The sequence below is a fragment of the Halomonas sp. EF61 genome, from assembly GCF_040147045.1.
GTDB classification, from domain to species: Bacteria; Pseudomonadota; Gammaproteobacteria; order Pseudomonadales; family Halomonadaceae; genus Halomonas; species Halomonas litopenaei.
Window position 1 is genome coordinate 1,917,585 of the sequence record NZ_JAMSHM010000001.1, and the last position, 17,002, is coordinate 1,934,586.

General features: G+C 65.8%; 17 protein-coding genes. 14 read left to right on the forward strand and 3 right to left on the reverse strand.

Translation table 11 applies throughout. The features are described from left to right. Nucleotides 1–86 precede the first annotated feature (86 nt). Both NFI08_RS08495 and NFI08_RS08500 read right to left on the reverse strand, forming a co-directional pair. The gene (locus NFI08_RS08495; RefSeq protein WP_045991421.1) at nucleotides 87–1,058 is read right to left on the reverse strand and encodes an AEC family transporter; all 972 of its coding nucleotides are present in this window, start codon (nucleotides 1,056–1,058) and stop codon (nucleotides 87–89) included. A 68-nt stretch (nucleotides 1,059–1,126) separates the two neighbouring features. Next, nucleotides 1,127–1,918: an IclR family transcriptional regulator domain-containing protein gene (locus NFI08_RS08500; RefSeq protein ID WP_108448464.1), complete on the reverse strand. Its 792-nt coding sequence runs from the start codon at nucleotides 1,916–1,918 to the stop codon at nucleotides 1,127–1,129. Nucleotides 1,919–2,274: 356 nt separating this feature from the next. On the opposite strand from NFI08_RS08500, the gene NFI08_RS08505 reads away from it, so the two are divergent. From NFI08_RS08505 to NFI08_RS08555, 11 genes are all read left to right on the forward strand, one after another. Continuing rightward, the gene (locus NFI08_RS08505; RefSeq protein WP_349588600.1) at nucleotides 2,275–3,663 is read left to right on the forward strand and encodes a class-II fumarase/aspartase family protein; all 1,389 of its coding nucleotides are present in this window, start codon (nucleotides 2,275–2,277) and stop codon (nucleotides 3,661–3,663) included. Between the two features lie 183 nt (nucleotides 3,664–3,846). Further along, nucleotides 3,847–4,668 carry a CoA transferase subunit A gene (locus NFI08_RS08510; RefSeq protein ID WP_108131168.1) on the forward strand — a complete coding sequence of 274 codons (822 nt, stop codon included), beginning with the start codon at nucleotides 3,847–3,849 and terminating at the stop codon, nucleotides 4,666–4,668. After that, a complete protein-coding gene (locus tag NFI08_RS08515) occupies nucleotides 4,665–5,444 on the forward strand; it encodes a CoA-transferase subunit beta (RefSeq protein WP_108131169.1) in 780 nt (259 codons plus the stop codon). Before NFI08_RS08510 ends, NFI08_RS08515 begins: the two co-directional genes overlap by 4 nt. An 87-nt stretch (nucleotides 5,445–5,531) precedes the next feature. Continuing rightward, nucleotides 5,532–6,737: a 3-oxoadipyl-CoA thiolase gene (gene pcaF, locus NFI08_RS08520; protein WP_108131170.1), complete on the forward strand. Its 1,206-nt coding sequence runs from the start codon at nucleotides 5,532–5,534 to the stop codon at nucleotides 6,735–6,737. Between the two features lie 18 nt (nucleotides 6,738–6,755). Next, a complete protein-coding gene (locus tag NFI08_RS08525) occupies nucleotides 6,756–7,934 on the forward strand; it encodes an alpha/beta fold hydrolase (protein ID WP_349588605.1) in 1,179 nt (392 codons plus the stop codon). Nucleotides 7,935–8,303: 369 nt separating this feature from the next. Beyond that, the gene (locus NFI08_RS08530) at nucleotides 8,304–9,131 is read left to right on the forward strand and encodes a 3-oxoadipate:acetyl-CoA acetyltransferase (protein ID WP_108448470.1); all 828 of its coding nucleotides are present in this window, start codon (nucleotides 8,304–8,306) and stop codon (nucleotides 9,129–9,131) included. 457 nt (nucleotides 9,132–9,588) lie between these two features. Continuing rightward, entirely contained in the window at nucleotides 9,589–10,026 is a 438-nt protein-coding gene (locus NFI08_RS08535) for a hypothetical protein (RefSeq protein ID WP_045991427.1), read from the forward strand. 28 nt (nucleotides 10,027–10,054) lie between these two features. Continuing rightward, a complete protein-coding gene (gene pcaQ, locus NFI08_RS08540) occupies nucleotides 10,055–11,035 on the forward strand; it encodes a pca operon transcription factor PcaQ (protein ID WP_231498425.1) in 981 nt (326 codons plus the stop codon). A gap of 214 nt (nucleotides 11,036–11,249) precedes the next feature. Further along, nucleotides 11,250–11,987: a protocatechuate 3,4-dioxygenase subunit beta gene (pcaH, locus tag NFI08_RS08545; RefSeq protein ID WP_045991428.1), complete on the forward strand. Its 738-nt coding sequence runs from the start codon at nucleotides 11,250–11,252 to the stop codon at nucleotides 11,985–11,987. Between the two features lie 62 nt (nucleotides 11,988–12,049). Then, on the forward strand, nucleotides 12,050–12,688 hold the full coding sequence (gene pcaG / locus NFI08_RS08550; protein ID WP_083970203.1) for a protocatechuate 3,4-dioxygenase subunit alpha: 639 nt from the start codon (nucleotides 12,050–12,052) through the stop codon (nucleotides 12,686–12,688). A 130-nt stretch (nucleotides 12,689–12,818) separates the two neighbouring features. Beyond that, entirely contained in the window at nucleotides 12,819–13,181 is a 363-nt protein-coding gene (locus NFI08_RS08555; protein WP_108448471.1) for a RidA family protein, read from the forward strand. A 61-nt stretch (nucleotides 13,182–13,242) separates the two neighbouring features. On the opposite strand, the gene NFI08_RS08560 is transcribed toward NFI08_RS08555, so the two are convergent. Then, the gene (locus NFI08_RS08560; RefSeq protein ID WP_045991431.1) at nucleotides 13,243–14,145 is read right to left on the reverse strand and encodes a LysR family transcriptional regulator; all 903 of its coding nucleotides are present in this window, start codon (nucleotides 14,143–14,145) and stop codon (nucleotides 13,243–13,245) included. Between the two features lie 274 nt (nucleotides 14,146–14,419). Here NFI08_RS08560 and NFI08_RS08565 point away from each other — a divergent pair, with 274 nt between their 5' ends. From NFI08_RS08565 to catA, 3 genes are all read left to right on the forward strand, one after another. Further along, nucleotides 14,420–15,538, forward strand: coding sequence for a muconate/chloromuconate family cycloisomerase (locus NFI08_RS08565; RefSeq protein WP_045991432.1), 1,119 nt, complete (start codon nucleotides 14,420–14,422; stop codon nucleotides 15,536–15,538). A 75-nt stretch (nucleotides 15,539–15,613) separates the two neighbouring features. After that, nucleotides 15,614–15,904 (forward strand): muconolactone Delta-isomerase, encoded by a 291-nt coding sequence (catC, locus tag NFI08_RS08570; RefSeq protein WP_045991433.1) that lies wholly within the window; start codon nucleotides 15,614–15,616, stop codon nucleotides 15,902–15,904. A gap of 106 nt (nucleotides 15,905–16,010) precedes the next feature. Next, nucleotides 16,011–16,970 (forward strand): catechol 1,2-dioxygenase, encoded by a 960-nt coding sequence (gene catA / locus NFI08_RS08575; RefSeq protein WP_108131175.1) that lies wholly within the window; start codon nucleotides 16,011–16,013, stop codon nucleotides 16,968–16,970. The last annotated feature ends 32 nt before the right edge of the window (nucleotides 16,971–17,002 follow it).

Genomic DNA, 17,002 nt, shown 5'->3' on the forward strand with positions numbered 1-17,002 from the left:
ATGGTACGTGAGCCAGGGGCCCGTCGCCAGCGAGTCAGCCAGGGTTGGGCATCAGGCCTCAGTCACTCGTCGGCAGCGCAATGGTGTCAGCCAAGCAGCGGCATCAGACCGGTGTGTGATAGCGCCCACAGGACAACGCTAAGAGTCACAAAGCTTGATAGCGTGCTTGCCATCAGGGCGGCGGCACCCACGCCCTCCATGCCGAAGCGCTGGGCGATCAGCGGGTAGATGCTGATCATCGGGCAGGCGGCGAAGATCATGGCGCCGGCGAAGATCAGGGGGGGCAAGGGCGCCAGGACGGTCTGGAAGGCCAGCAGCATGCCCAGCACCAGCAGCGGGTGGAGTACCAGCTTGCCGAGCATGATCTGGCCCATGTCCTTGACCATGCCGCGGATCTTGAGGCCGTACAGGGTGCCGCCGATGACGAACAGCGCAGCGGGCCCGGCGGCGCCGGCCAGCAGCTCGATGGTGCGATCCAGCGTCGCCGGCAGGCGTATTCCCAGTGCCGCCAGTGCCAGCCCCAGGCTCAGCGAGATCAGGATCGGGTTGCGGACAAGCCTGGTCAGGGTCTGGCGCAGGGCATCACCGGCGCGGGTGTCGCGCTGCTGACCGACCTCGGCCAGTACCAGGGCGCCGGGAATCACCAGCAGGATTTCGACCATCATGGTGTGGACCATGATGATACCCGCCGCCGCCTGACCCAGCGCCAGGGCAGCGATCGGGTAGGCGACAAAGCCGCTGTTGGAGGCGGACATGCCAAGGGCCTGGATGGCCCGCTCGGTGGGGGACTTCTTTTGGCGATTGCGCGGCAGCCAAAGGCAGGCGACGAAGGTGGCCACGGAACCCAGGGCGTAGGCTGCCAGCAGCGGCAGGCTGATCACTTCGCCAAGCGAGTTGCGGGTCAGGGCGCCGAGGATCAGTGCCGGCAGCGCGGCGTACAGCACGAAGTTGGCGACACCGGAGAGCTGCACCGGCGATACCAGGTTCCAGCGCCGGGCCAGAAAGCCGACGCCGATCAGCAGAAAGATCGGTGTGGTGATGGAGAGTATCGCTAGCATTCAGGCCTCCCTGCCATTGTCATACTTCCCCATATGCGCCTGTCCCCGGTGCGCTCAGACAAGGACGATCAGCTCACGTTGGCACGAATCTGGCGAGCCTTGCCCTGGAGCAGCGGCAGGTAGCGCTCAAGCAAGGTGTCGTGGTCGATTCTGGCGGCATTGGTGCTGATATTGATCGCACCGATCAGCTCGCCGTTGGCGTCGAAGGCGGGTACTGCCAACGAACGCAGCCCAGAATCCAGCTCCTGATCGACGATGGCATAGCCCTGCTGGCGAGCCTGGAGGATGGCGCGCTTGAGCTCAGCCTTGTCAGTGATCGTCTTGTCGGTGAAGCGCTCGAGGGTGGTGCGCTCGATAAAGGCATCCAGTTCGTCGTCGGTCTTCTGTGCCAGCAGCATGCGCCCCATCGAGGTGTAGGCGGCGGGCAGCCGTGTGCCCACCGACAGGGTGATGGCCATCAGCCGCTGGCGCGACGCCGAGCGCGCCACATAGGTGACCTCATCTCCGTCGAGTACCCCAAGAGAAGAGGATTCGCCGCTTTCGGTAGTGATGTCCTCGAGCACCTGCTGGATCAGGTGCTGATAATTGTTGGCGGACAGGAAGGCGTAGCCGAGCTTGAGCACCCGCGGCGCCAGCTCGAAGTGGCGATGGTCCTTGCGCACATAGCCCAAGGCATGCAGCGTCAGCAGAAAGCGTCTGGCGCGGGCACGGTTCATGCCGGTGCGCGTCGCCACCTCACTCAAGGTCATCCGAGGGTGGGCCTCGTCGAAGGCCAGAATGACGTCGAGGCCGCTGGCGAGGGCAGTGACGAAGTCGCGGTCATCCGGGCTCAGGGCGGCGTCGGCCGGTGCCGTATCCATCGAGGTGTCCTTTTTTCAGATTCGAGTGTCACTAAGATCTAGTGTTGCAGTGATCGAGCGCCACGACGTGAGAGCGTTGTACAGCCCGAGCGACGATGATAGCAGGGCAGCGTCCGGATACGGCCCCCGATGTCATGGCAGCAAGAAGACATTCGTCTTCTGTGGGCGACGGTTTGCTCCCGTGTTGTCGATAATCTAGCATGCTTGTTCGAGGTGCGAACACCTGTGCGACTATTGGTGGGGCGGCCATGCTGTCGCCATCGCGTGTCCTTGTCGTTGCCTCCTTGCTGCTATCCCCTTGAACTCGCCCCGGTCGATACGCCCCATTCGCTCCCCAGAAGAAGAGGAACCTTGCCATGTCCGACGCCCTGCTGAGCCATCCATTCATGAGCCAGAGTGCCCTGGAAGCCTGTCGCGACGATGACCTGGTGGCCTCGATGCTGGCCTTCGAACTCGCCCTGGCGCGCGTCCAGGAAGGTGTCGGCGCACTGCCAGCGGGCAGCGCCGGGCGCATGGCGGCGGCGCTTGAGCATCACGACTTTGACACCGCGGCCATCGCCCGGGGTATCGCCAGCGGCGGCAACGCGGCGATCCCCTTCGTCAAGGCCGGGCGAGCGGCGTTGCCGGACGAGCTCAAGGCGTGCTGGCACCAGGGGGCGACCAGCCAGGATGTGGTGGATTCGGCGCTGATGCACCTGCTGACGCCACGCCTGGCGAGCCTGGATGGCCTGCTCGAGCGCTGTCGCAACGCGGTTCTCGCGCTGATGCGTGACCACGAGCAGACGCCCATGGTCGGCCGTACCCTGATGCAGCAAGCGCTGCCGATGACCTTTGGGGTCAAGGCGGCCCAGTGGGGCATTGGGCTCGAGCGCGCGCGACGCCGGCTTGGGGATATCGCCGCCGAAGGACTGCCGGTGCAGTTCGGCGGTGCAGTGGGGGTGCACTCGGGCTGGGGGGAACAGGGGCTCGAGCTGATGCAGGCCTTGGCCGAGGAGCTTGGCCTGTCCTGCCCGGTACTGCCCTGGCATACCGACCGCCAGCCGATCCATGCCTTGCAGACCGCCCTGGACGCCGTCGCCGGGGCGTTGGAAAGCCTGGCGCTGGACGTCGCCCTGCTGACCCAGACCGAGGTTGGCGAAGTCAGCGAGCCGAGCGCCCCTGGCATGGGCGAATCGTCGTCGATGCCGCACAAGCGCAATCCGGTACGCTGCGCCCTGATTCGCGGCGCGTCGCGTCGGGTGCACGGCCACACCACGGTGATCATCGGTGCCGTGGCCCAGCCGCTGGAACGAGGCCTCGGCGAGTGGCACGCCGAGTGGGCGCCGCTCAGCGAGTCGGTGCTACTGGTGGAAGGGGCGCTGGAGCAGGCGGCAACCCTGCTGGAAGGACTCGAAGTACATCCTGAGCGCATGGCCGCCAACCTGGCGTTGACCGGCGGCGCGATCATGGCCGAGCCGGTGGCGCGCCTGCTGACACCCCACCTCGGCAGCGACAGGGTCAAGGCGCTGGCGGCCGAGGCTGCCGAGACCGCGCGCCGCCAGGGGCGTCCTTATCACGAGGTCTTGCACGAGGTGCTGAAGGCGGAGGCGGGCGAGCCATCCACCGCAGAGCAGAGCAGTGAGGCTCCCCGGCAGCCCCTCGATATCAGTGTCGAGCAGCTCAAGGCCGCCACCGATCCGGCGTTATACATTGGTAGCAGTCGACAACAGGTCAGCAAGGCCAGGGAGTGGCTGGAGCAACGCTAACACGTTGATTGATAGGTAGAAGAACGAGAAGGGGCGGGAGCGGCGTATGCCGTTCCCGCCCTTTTTGCGTTTGACGGCCCTGACGATCGGCAGTAACTTGTTCGTATAACAAACCTACGTTCACATAGCGAACAAGGCTGTTCTGTCCACCGCATTGGTTCATCGTTAACAGAGGCAACCCACATGGCCGAGATCCTGAGTCTTGACGAAGCGGTAAGGCGCTACGTCCATGACGGCGCCACCGTCGCCATGGAAGGCTTTACCCACCTGATTCCTTTCGCCGCCGGGCATGAGGTCATTCGCCAGCGTAGGCGCGACCTCACCCTGATCCGGATGACCCCGGACCTGATCTACGACCAGTTGATCGGTGCCGGCTGCGTGAAGAAGGTGATCTTTTCCTGGGGGGGCAACCCTGGCGTCGGCTCGCTCCATCGCCTGCGTGATGCGGTGGAAAAGGGCTGGCCCCACAAGGTCGAGATTCTCGAGCACAGCCACGCCGCCATGGCCTGCGCCTTCGAGGCTGGCGCCGCCGGATTGCCGCTGGCGGTGCTGCGCGGCTACGTCGGCAGCGAGCTGCCCAACGTCAATGACCAGATCAAGTTCATCGAGTGCCCCTTCACCGGCGAGCGCCTGGCGGCGGTGCCCTCGGTGCGCCCGGACGTCTCTATCGTTCACGCCCAGAAGGCCGACCGTGCCGGCAATGTGCTGGTCGAGGGCATCATCGGGGTGCAGAAGGAAGCGGTGCTGGCAGCCAGCCGCGCCATCGTCACCGTCGAGGAGATCGTCGATGACCTGGACACCCACCCCAACGCCTGTGTGATCCCAGGCTGGGCCATCGACGCCATCGCCGTGGCCGAAAAGGGCTCGCTGCCGTCCTACGCCCACGGCTACTACCCGCGTGACAACCGCTTCTACAAGGAGTGGGACGCCATCGCCCGCGACCGTGACGCCTTCACCCGCTGGATCGACGACAACATCATGAACACCGCGGAGGACGCCCGATGAGCACCGCAATCGACTACAGCGCCAGCGAGATGATGACGGTCACCGCCGCCCGGGCGCTGGAAAACGGCATGACCTGTTTCGTCGGTATCGGCCTGCCGTCCGAGGCCGCCAACCTGGCGCGGCTGACCCATGCCCCCGAGGTGGTGCTGATCTACGAATCCGGCACCCTGCAGACCAGGCCGGACGTGCTGCCGCTGTCGATCGGCGATGGCGAGCTGTGCGAGTCGGCGCTGACCACGGTGTCGGTGCCGGAGATGTTTCGCTACTGGCTGCAGGGCGGAAAGGTCAGTGTGGGCTTTCTGGGAACCGCCCAGATCGATCGCTACGCCAACCTCAACACCACCCTGATCGGCGACTACACCGCACCCAAGGTACGCTTGCCCGGTGGCGGCGGGGCGCCGGAGATCGCTACCAACGCAGGTGAAGTGTTCATCACCCTGAAGCACTCGCCGCGGGCCTTCGTGCGTGACGTCGATTTCATCACCACCCTGGGCTTCGGCCGCGACGGCAAGGGACGCGACGGTGTACCCAATATCGGCAAGGGGCCGACTCGCGTGATCAGTGACCTGTGCGTGATGAAGCCGGACCCCGAGGATCGTGAACTGACGGTGGTCTCGCTGCATCCCGGCGTGACGCGCGAGCAGGTCCAGGAGGCCACCGGCTGGGACATTCGTTTCGCCGCCGAACTCGAGACCACGCCGGTCCCCAGTGCCCATGAGCTCGAGGTGCTGCGTGAGCTGAAGGCGCGCACCGATCGTGCCCACAGCGGCCAGTAACCGGCCCGTCAGCCCCAACCAGACCTCCATTTCGCCCCTTCCCCGACACACCCCGCGCCAGTGCGCGGGGTGACCAAGGAGTCCGACATGACCGACGTCTTTCTCTGTCATCCCCGTCGCAGCGCCATCGGGCGCTTCGGTGGCACCCTGGCAAGCGTGCGTCCCGACGACCTGGCCGCCGACATCTTCAAGGCGGTGCTGGCCCAGGCGCCAGAGCTTGATCCCGGCGCCATCGAAGAGGTCTTCATGGGCTGTGCCAACCAGGCCGGCGAGGACAACCGCAACGTGGCGCGCATGTCGGCGCTGCTGGCGGGTCTGCCGACCTCGGTGCCCGGTACCACCATGAATCGTCTGTGCGGCTCCGGCATGGATGCGGTAGGCACCGCCATGCGCGCGATCAAGGCCGGCGAGATGGATCTGGCCCTGGCCGGCGGGGTGGAGTCGATGTCCCGGGCGCCTTACGTCATGGGCAAGGCGGAAGGCGCCTTCTCCCGGGGGCAGCAGATCGAGGACACGACCATCGGCTGGCGCTTCGTCAACCCGCTGATGAAGAAGCTTCACGATACCCACTCGATGCCCGAGACCGCCGAGAATGTAGCCGAACAGTTCGACATCTCCCGCGCCGATCAGGACGCCTTTGCCGTACGCTCCCAGCAAAAGGTCGCGCGGGCCCAGCAGGAGGGTCGCTTCGCCGAGGAAATCACCCCCATCGAGATCCCCCGGCGCAAGCAGCAGCCGCTGGTGTTCGACATCGACGAGCATCCTCGCGCCGGTACCACCCTGGAGAAGCTGGCCGCCCTGCCGACCCCCTTCAAGGACAATGGCAGTGTCACTGCCGGCAACGCCTCCGGGGTCAACGACGGCGCCTGTGCCATGCTGGTCGCGAGCCAGGCGGCGGTGGAGCGCCATGGCCTGGTGCCGATGGCGCGTATCGTCGGCATGGCCACCGGCGGGGTGGAACCGCGCATCATGGGCTATGGCCCGGTCCCGGCGGTGCGCAGGCTGCTCGAGCGCAGCGGCGTTACGATCGATGAGATCGACGTGATCGAGCTCAACGAAGCCTTCGCCGCCCAGGCCCTGGCCTGTCTGCGCGACCTCGGCGTCGCCGACGATGATCCCCGGGTCAACCCCAACGGCGGGGCCATCGCCCTGGGCCATCCGCTCGGCATGTCCGGGGCGCGCCTGTTGATGACCGCCGCCCACGAGCTCAACAGGAGCGGCAAGCGCTACGCCTTGTGCACCATGTGTGTGGGCGTGGGCCAGGGCATCGCCACCCTGATCGAACGGGTATAGAGGAACAGGAGAGAGGTCATGGCATTTCTGAATATCGAAGGACGCAGTGTCGCGTATCGCCTGCTCGGCGCCGAGGCCAATCCTCTGGTGGTGCTGGCGCATCCGCTGGGCATGAGCCAGGCGGTGTGGGACGACGTCCTGCCGGTGCTGCTGCCACGCTACCGGGTGTTGACCTGGGACCTGCCCGGTCACGGCGCCAGCCAGGCCTGGGGCGACGGGCCGATCACTCCGGCCGAACTGGCGAAGGAAGCCATCGCCCTGGCCGACCACGCCGGCGCAGGCCGCTTCCACTTCGTCGGTACCTCCATCGGTGGCGTGGTGGGGCAGCAGCTGATCAGCGAGCACGGCGAGCGCCTGCTCTCCGCCGCCCTGACCAACACCGGGGCGGTGATCGGCACCAGCGAGCTATGGACCACCAGGGCCGAGCGTGTGCGGCGCGTGGGCCTGGCGGCGATGTCCGGCGAGATCGTGCCGCGCTGGTTCGCTGCCGCCTGCTTCGACGCCGAGCCGGCCCTAAAGGCGGGCTGGTGCACCCAGATGGGGCGCGGTGACGACGAGTCCTACGCGCTGCTCTGCGAAATGCTGGGGCGAGATACCTTCACCGGCAAGCTCTCCGGCAAGGGCGTCAAGGTGCAGCTGTTCGGTGGCAGCGAGGACCTGGCGACGCCACCGGCCACCCTGGAGGCCCTGGCGGCCGAGTGCGACGGCGCCCCGCTCGAGGTGCTCGAGGGCGTCGGTCACGTGCCTTCGGTAGAGGCGCCAAGCCGATTCGCCGAGAAGCTGCTGGCGGTGATGGCGGTGGACCTGGGCGATGTGGGCGCGGAGGGCGTCGATTATTCCACTGGCCTTGCGACCCGCAAGCAGGTGCTGGGCGAGGAACACGTGGCCCGCTCCACCCACAATGCCAACAGCCTGGACACTCCGTTTCAGCAGATGATCACACGGCTGGCCTGGGGCGAGCTGTGGTCCAACGACGACCTGACGAGACGCGAGCGCAGCATGATCACCACCGGCATTCTCGCCGCCCTGGGGCGCGAGGAGCTGACCCTGCACCTGAAGACCGCCCAACGTATCGGCCTCAGCGAGGCGGAGCTGCGTCAGGTGCTGATGCACGTGGCCATCTATGCCGGCGTGCCGGCGGCCAATCATGCCTTTGCCCTGGCCAAGGAACTGGGCTGGGGGACGGTCGAGCCCTGAAGGTTCGTCGTCATGCGTTTGATGGAAGCCACTGAATGAAGGTGGCGGGGAGCCCCATGTCTGGTGATGTCGGCCTGTGTCTGGCGGCTCCTTGTTCCTGCGTCAGCATCCCGGCGCGAGCGTGCCTGATGCCGTCGTGAAACGGTGCGGACGTCAGTTCGCCGGCCCGCATCGGCAGACCTATCGTCAGTAGGACCCCGGTACCTGGCATCGCCTTCGAGCCTGCCTCTGTTTGCCTGCGGCATCTCGCTCCACTTGCAGGCCCACCGTTACTTCAAGGATGAGCTCGGGACCAATGTCGCCTGCCCGTCGTGGGGCCGCTCGTCTTGGTTTTCCCTATCTTAGCGTTTCGATAACAAGAGAGGACACATGTCTACTCCCTGCATCATCTGTGTCGCCATCACTGGCAGCGTGGGCCGCAAGGAACATAATCCGGCCATTCCCGTGACCATCGAAGAGCAAGTCGAAAGCACCCAGGCGGCCTTCGAGGCAGGAGCCGCCATCGCCCATTGTCATGTGCGTAACGACGATCAGTCGCCCACGTCGGATCCGGAGAAGTTTGCCAGGCTGATGGAAGGCCTGAGGACCCATTGCCCGGGCATGATCATCCAGCTTTCCACCGGCGGTCGCTCCGGGGCCGGAGAGGCACGCGGCGGCATGCTACGCCTCAAGCCCGACATGGCAAGCCTCTCGGTGGGCTCCAATAACTTCCCCAACCGCGTCTACGAGAATCCGCCCCAGCTGGTGGAGTGGCTCGCCGACGAAATGCTCAAGTACGACGTCAAGCCCGAGATCGAAGCGTTCGATCTGTCGCATATCCATCAGGCGGTGGCTCTGTCGAAACAAGGCAAGCTCAAGGGGCCGCTTTACGTCCAGTTCGTCATGGGCGTCAAGAACGCCATGCCGGTGGACAAGCCCACCCTCGACTTCTACGTCGAAACGCTGAATCGGCTCGCACCGGACGCCCAGTGGTGCGGCGCCGGGATCGGGCCCAACCAGGCCCTGCTCAACGAGTGGTCGATCGCTGCGGGCGGGCATACCCGCACCGGGCTCGAGGATAACGTGCGCCTCGATCGTCATACCCTGGCTCCCTCCAATGCGGCCCTGGTCGAGCGCGTCGTGACCCTGTGCGAGAAGTACGAGCGGCCGGTGGCCACCTGGCAGCAGGCCCGCCGGATGCTCGACCTGACTGAATGATCGGGAGGCATCTTCAGCCTTTGGAAGGCTGGCGCTCTCGGACTGGAACATCCGCCATAGTTGGCGATGACCGTCTGGGCTGCTTCCCCATCGGTTCGTCTGTTGCTGATCGAGAAGCGCCTGTATCGGGGCTCAGGCTCCCTGAAGGGCATGCGCCGGGCCTGGCTAAGGAACTGGGCTGGGGAAGCGGCGAATCATCGGCATAAGGGACATGGTTTGCCGCTTGGGGTAAAAGAGTGGTAAATAGCTGACTCACGGAGCACAGAATCCTCCAGGCAGGCAGCAAGGCTTCCTGCCCGTTGGTGACTTGCCATGCCATAGGTGGCAGGGCAACCCTGCTGCTCCATTCGTGGATCCTCGGTCAGTTGCTAGACTTGGCAAAAGGAGAAAGAGAGGATTCCGTCAGGCAGGGAGTGCCCGATGCATGCCCGTTTCGGCAGCAAGAGGTCAACTATTGATGTGGTTCAAGACGTTTGTGGCGATACTGCTCGGCACCTTGATGGCGAATACGGCGTCGGCAGAGTGGCGCTACACCCAGGCCCACCAGATGTTCGGCGACGCCCCGGCGGCGCGAGTCGATGATGGCAGCGGTCATTCTCTGGCACTGGTGTGCTGGAACGGTGTGCCCATGGTATCGGTGGCCGGTTATGCCTCCCAGATGGGCGCCGATCGGCGCAAGCCGCTGGAGGTGCTGGTGGACGGCATCGGGTATCGCCTGGAGTCACGCCACTCCCCCCACGACGGCGTGTGGTTCGCCCCGTCTCCCCTCGGTTTGACCAAGACCCTGCAAGGCGGCAACGTGGCGGTGGTCACACCCCAGGATACCCGTCCCTCACGCTTCCCGCTGAGTGGCGCCGACGAGCCCATCGAGCGCGTGCTGGCGGCCTGTCGCTAGCGCTGTCGGCGTGGTGGAGGCTGACGAGGTGCCACGCCACGGCGCCACGCTGGACACCCGTCACGTCGCCAGATCGCAGGCCACCATGCTCAATCATCGTATCAAGCTGCGCCATCTCAACGCCTTCCTCGAGGTGTCGCGCAGCCGCAGCTTCGCCCGTGCCGCCGATGCCCTGGCGATCACCCAGCCGGGCATCTCCAAGGCCATCCGTGAACTCGAGGAGATCGTTGGCGCCAGCCTGTTCGAGCGTAGCGCCCAGGGCGTCAGTCTGACCCAGGCGGGACTCACCCTGTTGCGCCACGCGGGGCCTGCGCTGCGCGCCCTGGAAGAGGGCGTGGTGGCGCTGGCCGACGGCCATGGTGGGCAGCGTTGGCTCAGGGTCGGGGCGCTGTCGACGGTGGAATCGCGGCTGCTGCCGGCGGCGATTCAGCACTTCCAGGCCTCGCCGCTGGGCCAGGAGACCAGCGTGACCGTGACCACCGGCGCCAGCGCCTTTCTGCTGTCGCGGCTGGCGCTGGGTGAGCTCGACGTGGTGGTGGGGCGTATGACCGAAGCCCGCGAGATTCGTGACCTGGCCTTCGAACATCTCTACTACGAGTCGCTGCGGCTGGTGGTGCGCCGGGGGCATCCGCTGGCCACCGTCTCGCCCTGTCCTCCCGAGGTCCTGAGCGACTACCCCTGGGCCGTGCCTCCCCCTCAGACCACCTTGCGTCAGCGGGTCGACAGCTTCTGTGTGCGTCACGCCATCAGTTTGCCCGCGCCCTGTCTGGAGACCCTGTCGCTGCCGGTCAGCCGGCGCTTCACACTGGACACCGATGCCATCTGGGTGGCGCCCTTCGAGGCGGTGGCCGAGGATCTGGAAAGCGGCCAGCTGGTCGAGCTGGCACTGTCCTTCGAGCACCAGGGTGGCTCGGTAGGGCTGTGTACCAACACCTCTTTGAGCCCCAGCCTGGCGCTGGAAGGCTTCGCCGAGTCGCTGCGCCAGGCCGCCGCGGCAAGACCCCAGTAGCGGCGCTGAAATATCCGGGGGCGAAGCAGCAGGCCAGGACGTACTCGTTCCTGCGGTCCGACGCCCCGCCATCCGGTCATCATAACCCCTGGGTTATGACGACCGGCCAAGGTCTCAATTGGCAGCCCGGGTGTGGCTGGTCACACTGCAATCATCGCCTCGTGTCTCGAGGCGCGTGTGAACAACCAACAATCACGCCAGGACCTCTTCCCCCATGACCCTCAATCGGAACCTCAATCGTCGCTTCGTCGAGCGGGATCGCCAGTGGCACCCCGCCGCCTACACCCCCGGCTACAAGACCTCGGTGCCGCGCTCTCCCTCCCAGGCGCTGGTCAGCCTGCAGACCCCCAGCGTGTCGGAACTCACCGGCCCCGAGTTTAGCCGCCTGCGCATGGGACCCCATGACAACGACCTGCTGTTGAACTTCCGCGATGCCGATAGCCCCGGTCTGCCGGTGGGGGAGCGGGTGATCATGTTCGGCCGGGTCGTCGACCAGTTCGGCAAGCCGGTGCCGCAGACTCTGGTGGAGATGTGGCAGGCCAATGCCGGTGGCCGCTATCGCCACAAGAAGGACAGCTATCTGGCCCCGCTGGACCCCAACTTCGGCGGCGTCGGGCGCTGTCTCACCGACGACGATGGCTGGTACCACTTCCGCACCATCAAACCCGGTCCCTATCCCTGGCCCAATGGCATCAACACCTGGCGCCCGGCGCACATTCATGTGAGCGTCATGGGCCCGGCCATCTCCACCCGGCTGATCACCCAGATGTACTTCGAGGGGGACCCGCTGATTCCGATCTGCCCCATCGTCCAGACCCTGAAGGACGAGGAGGCCGTGGGCACCATGATCGGTCGACTCGACATGGCCCGCTCGCGTCCCATGGACGCCCTGGCCTACCGCTTCGACCTGGTGGTGCGTGGCGAACTGCAGACCTATTTCGAGAATCAGTGAACAAGACCAGGAACAACAGGTGCCGTGGTGCCCGAGTCGGCCCACGGCAGCGAGGAGACCTCATGCAACAGCCAAACCTTACCCCCACCGCGAACCTGATGCTGCGCGAGACCGCGTCCCAGACCGCCGGCCCCTACGTGCACATCGGCCTGGCGCTGGCCGTCGCCGGCCTGCCCGAGCGCGACGAGGAGATCTGGAACGAACTGGCCAAGGATAACGCCGAAGGCGAGCGTATCGAGGTGGCGGGACGGGTCATCGACGGTAACGGCGACCTGGTCCGCGACGCCCTGCTGGAGGCCTGGCAGGCCGACGCCAATGGTGACTATCAGACGGCGTTCGACCTCAAGGCGCCGTTCAACAGCTTCGGGCGTACCGCGACCACCGCCGAGGGCAACAGCGAGTGGCGCTTTGTCACCGTCAAGCCCGGCGCCATCGCTCGGCCCGACGGTCGCACCATGGCCCCGCACATCAACCTGACGATCTTTGCCCGGGGCGTGAACCTGCATCTGCAGACCCGGCTCTACTTCGATGACGAGCACAAAGCCAATGCCGGCTGTCCGGTGCTGGGTGCGATCGAGTCGCCGGCCCGGCGCCAGACGCTGATCGCCCGGCGTGAAGAGGGCGGGGAAGGCGGCCTGCCACGCTATCGTCTGGATATCGTGCTGCAGGGTGAGGGAGAGACGGTGTTCTTCGACTTCTGATCGCGTTCGCCTGACCACACGGACGTCGCGGCGTGAACCGCGACGTCCGTGTCGCTATTTGCCCGCGTTTGCACCGACGCTTCCATGGCCTATGCTAGCGGTCTTTCCCGCCCTGGCTTCGAGGCCCCCCATGGATATCCACCGCATCAATCCCACCCCCCGCTGGTCCGACATCACCGTGTTCAATGGCATGGCCCACTTCGTCGAAGTCGCCGAGGCGGACACCCGCGCCGATATCACCGGCCAGGTGGAGCAGATCTTCGAACAGGCCGAGGAGTCGCTGGCCAAGGTGGACAGCGACAAGACACGCATCATCTCGGTGACCATCTACCTGACCGACTTTGCCCACTTCGATGCCCTGAACATCGCCTGGGAGGCCTGGTTCGAGCCCGGCACCGCCCCCAGTCGCGCCTGCGTCAAGGCCGAGCTTGCCAACCCCGAACTGCTGGTCGAGATGGCCTTCGTGGCAGCGGCGGGGGAAGAGTTTCGCTAACACCGCAGCGCTATCAACGCGCCGCAGGCAGGGTCCTGGCCCTGCCACCACTCGATATGTTTCACGGGTACTTGCCCGTCCGACGATTCTCCACCAGCACCTCGAGGATGGCGTTGGCCGCCTGCATGGTCGCGCTGGGCGTCTCTCCCCGGCGCCGGCTGCAGACGATCGGTGAGGTAATGTGCTTCTCCGCCAGGTACAGGTAGCGAATGCCATCGCGGTTCTGTCGCTTGACCTGCTCCGGCACCAGGGTGATGCCGAAGTCCGACACCACCAGGCCCAGCGCCGTCTGCATCTCGTTGGCCTCCTGCACCACCGTGACCTTGAGCCCTCGGCGGCGAAACAGCCCCAGCACCAGGTCGGCAAGGCTCGGGCGCGGGCTCGCCGGGTACAGCACCAGCGGGTAGCGGGCGAGCTCCTCCATGGTTGGGGTGGTGCCCACCAGCGGGTGGCCCTCCGGCACCGCCGCCATCATCGGTTCCTCGAACAGCACCTCCTGTTCCACGTCGGGATCGTCGATCCTCAGGCGTCCGAAGCCGATATCGATACGTCCTGCCTTCAGCGCCTGCACCTGCTCCACCGTGGTCAATTCGGCCAGGGTCAGCTCCACCTCGTCCTTTTGTCGCAACTCGCGCACCAGCAGCGGCAGCTGGCCGTAAAACAGCGAGGGCACAAAGCCGATACCGAACATTTCCTTGTGGCTTCGAGACATACGGCGCACCGCCGCCACCGTGGTATCGAGCTTCTCGAGCATCTGCAGGGCATGCTCATGGAAGAACTTGCCAGTGGGCGTCAGGGTCAGCCCTCGGGGACCGCGAATGAATAACTGGGCCCCCAGTTCTTCCTCCAACTGATTGATCTGCCGGGTCAAAGGGGGCTGCGCCATATGCAGCCTGGCGGCCGCCCGGGTGATGTTCAGCTCTTCTGCTGCGGCACAGAAATAGCGCAGGTGTCGAAGCTCCATGATACCTCCAGGGTATTGCGGTCTACCCAGACCATATTGGTTGTGCCCCTCAAAGACAATCACACTGCACTCAATCGCCGGATCAAGCGTCTTTCCGCCGTAGGTCTCTGCCGATGTCGATGGCAGTGGTGCTTCGCATCGTAAGAGAAATCTTACCAAGGTATGGCTTGATCGCTTACGAGTCGCCGAGGCTTACAGCGCTTGCGGCTTTCCTCATCACCCAGATCGCCAGCCCGTGGATGACAACGAGCTGATGGTAATTGCCGGAGCCGCCATGACCGCCCTGATCGAAAGCGTCGAGACCCTGCTGGTCGACCTGCCCACCATCCGACCGCACAAGCTGTCGATGGCCACCATGGCCACCCAGACGCTGGTGATCGTACGCCTCAAGTGCTCCGACGGTATCGAAGGCATCGGCGAGGCCACCACCATCGGCGGCCTGGCCTATGGCCCGGAAAGTCCGGAGAGCATGAAGGTCAACATCGATACCTACCTGGCGCCGGCGCTGGTCGGCCTGGCGGCGGACAACGTCAACCTCGCCATGGCCCGGCTCGACAAGCTGGCCAAGGGCAACGTCATCGCCAAGTCGGCGCTCGAGACCGCGCTGCTGGATGCCCAGGGCAAGCGTCTCGGGGTGCCCCTGGCGACACTGCTGGGCGGCGCCCGCCACGATCACCTGCCGGTGCTGTGGACGCTGGCCAGTGGCGATACCGACAAGGATATCGAGGAGGCCAGAAAGCGGCTGGAGCAGCGTCGCCATCGTGACTTCAAGCTCAAGATCGGCGCCAACGAGGTGGATCACGACGTGCGCCACGTTGCCGCCATCAAGGCCGCACTGGGGGATCGCGCCAGCGTCAGGGTCGACGTCAACCAGGCCTGGGACGAGGCCACCGCGGTGCGCGCCATCGCCGCCCTCGAGGAGGCCGGGGTCGACCTGATCGAGCAACCCATTCCGGCCCACGAGCGGGCTGGGCTTGCACGACTGGCCAATCGCTTCGAGGTCACCATGCTGGCCGACGAAGGTGTCCAGGACCTGCGCTGCGGGCTGGCACTGATCGAGTCCGGCTTCAGCGGCGCCTTCGCCCTGAAGATCGCCAAGAGCGCCGGGCCGCGCGGCGCGCTGCGCCTGGCCCACCTGGCCGACGCCGGGGGCATTGGCCTCTACGGCGGCACCATGCTCGAGGGCACCATCGGTACCGCCGCTTCGCTGCACGCCTGGGCGACCCTGCCCGAGATGGCCTGGGGCACCGAGATGTTCGGCCCCTTGCTGTTGACCGATGACATCGTCACCACCCCCCTGCGCTACGACGACTTTGGCGTGGCGCTGCCGCAAGGCCCGGGACTCGGGCTCGAACTGGATCACGACAAGCTGCGCGAGTACGCACGCAGCTGAGCGACATCGCCATCAGACCGGCCGCGCGAGCCTCCAGGGCTGCATCGACGGCCCCCGATCGAGAGGAGAACGAAGATGCTGTTTCAGGTGGAAATGACCGTCAAGCTGCCGCCGGATATGGCGCCGGAGCGCGCCGCCGAGATCAAGGCCCGCGAGAAGGACTACGCCCAGGAGCTGCAGCGCTCCGGCAAGTGGCGCCATCTGTGGCGGGTGGCCGGCAGCTATTCCAACGTCAGCGTGTTCGACGTGGCCGACAACGCCGAGCTGCAGGAGCTGGTATCGAACCTGCCGCTGTTTCCCTACATGGAGATCCGCGTCAAGCCGCTGTGCCGCCACCCGTCCTCGATCCGCGATGACGACAGCTAGGGTCTGCCCCTGGCCAGCCAGACGTCGGGGCAGAGCGAATCGCCAGGCCCCGGCCAGTACCGCCAACAACGATAACGACAAGTACGCCACACCTGAGGACCGCCAGATGAACAGTCTCAATCCCACCACCAAGTCAGTGCGCATCTTCGACACCCCGGAGGTACAGGACTTCCTCAATACCGTCGCCGGCTTCGACAAGACCGAAGGCAACGAGCGGGCCAAGGAAATCCTGCATCGTCTGCTGTCGGACCTGTACAAGCTGATCGATGACTTCGACGTCACCCCGGAAGAATTCTGGCAGGGCGTCAGCGTGCTCAACGCGCTCGGCGCCGAGACCCAGTACGGCCTGCTGGCCCCGGGTCTGGGCTTCGATCATTACCTCGACATGCGCATGGACGCCGAGGACGCCGCCCGCGGCCTTGCCGGGGGTACCCCGCGCACCATCGAGGGGCCCCTGTACGTCGCCGGTGCCCCGGAGTCCGAGGGCGAGGCGCGCCTGGACGACGGCTCGGACACCGACGCCGAGGCAATGTGGCTGACCGGTCAGGTACGCGATACCCAGGGCCAGCCGATCTCACGGGCCAAGGTCGAGATCTGGCACGCCGACAGCAAGGGCAACTACAGCTTCTTCGACCCGTCCCAGGCCGACTTCCACCTGCGTCGTACCATCTACACCGACGCCGATGGCCGCTATCGCGCGCGCAGCATCATCCCCTCCGGCTACGGTTGCCCCCCGGACAGCCCGACCCAGCAGGTGCTGGACCTGCTCGGTCGTCATGGCCAGCGACCGGCGCATATCCACTTCTTTATCTCGGCGCCCGGGTACAAGCACCTGACCACCCAGATCAACCTCGCCGGCGACCCCTACACCTACGACGACTTCGCCTTCGCCACCCGCGAGGAGCTGGTGGTGGACGCCAGGCGCATCGAGGACGCCAGCGAGGCCAGCGATCGTGGCCTCGAGGGGCCCTTCACCGAGGTGGTGTTCGACATCGAGCTTGCCGCCACCAGCGAGACCGAGCTGCAGCAGCGCCACAAGCGCCCCCGCGCCCTCGAGGACGGCTGAGCCGCCTGGACTCGCGACAACCCTGAACCGAC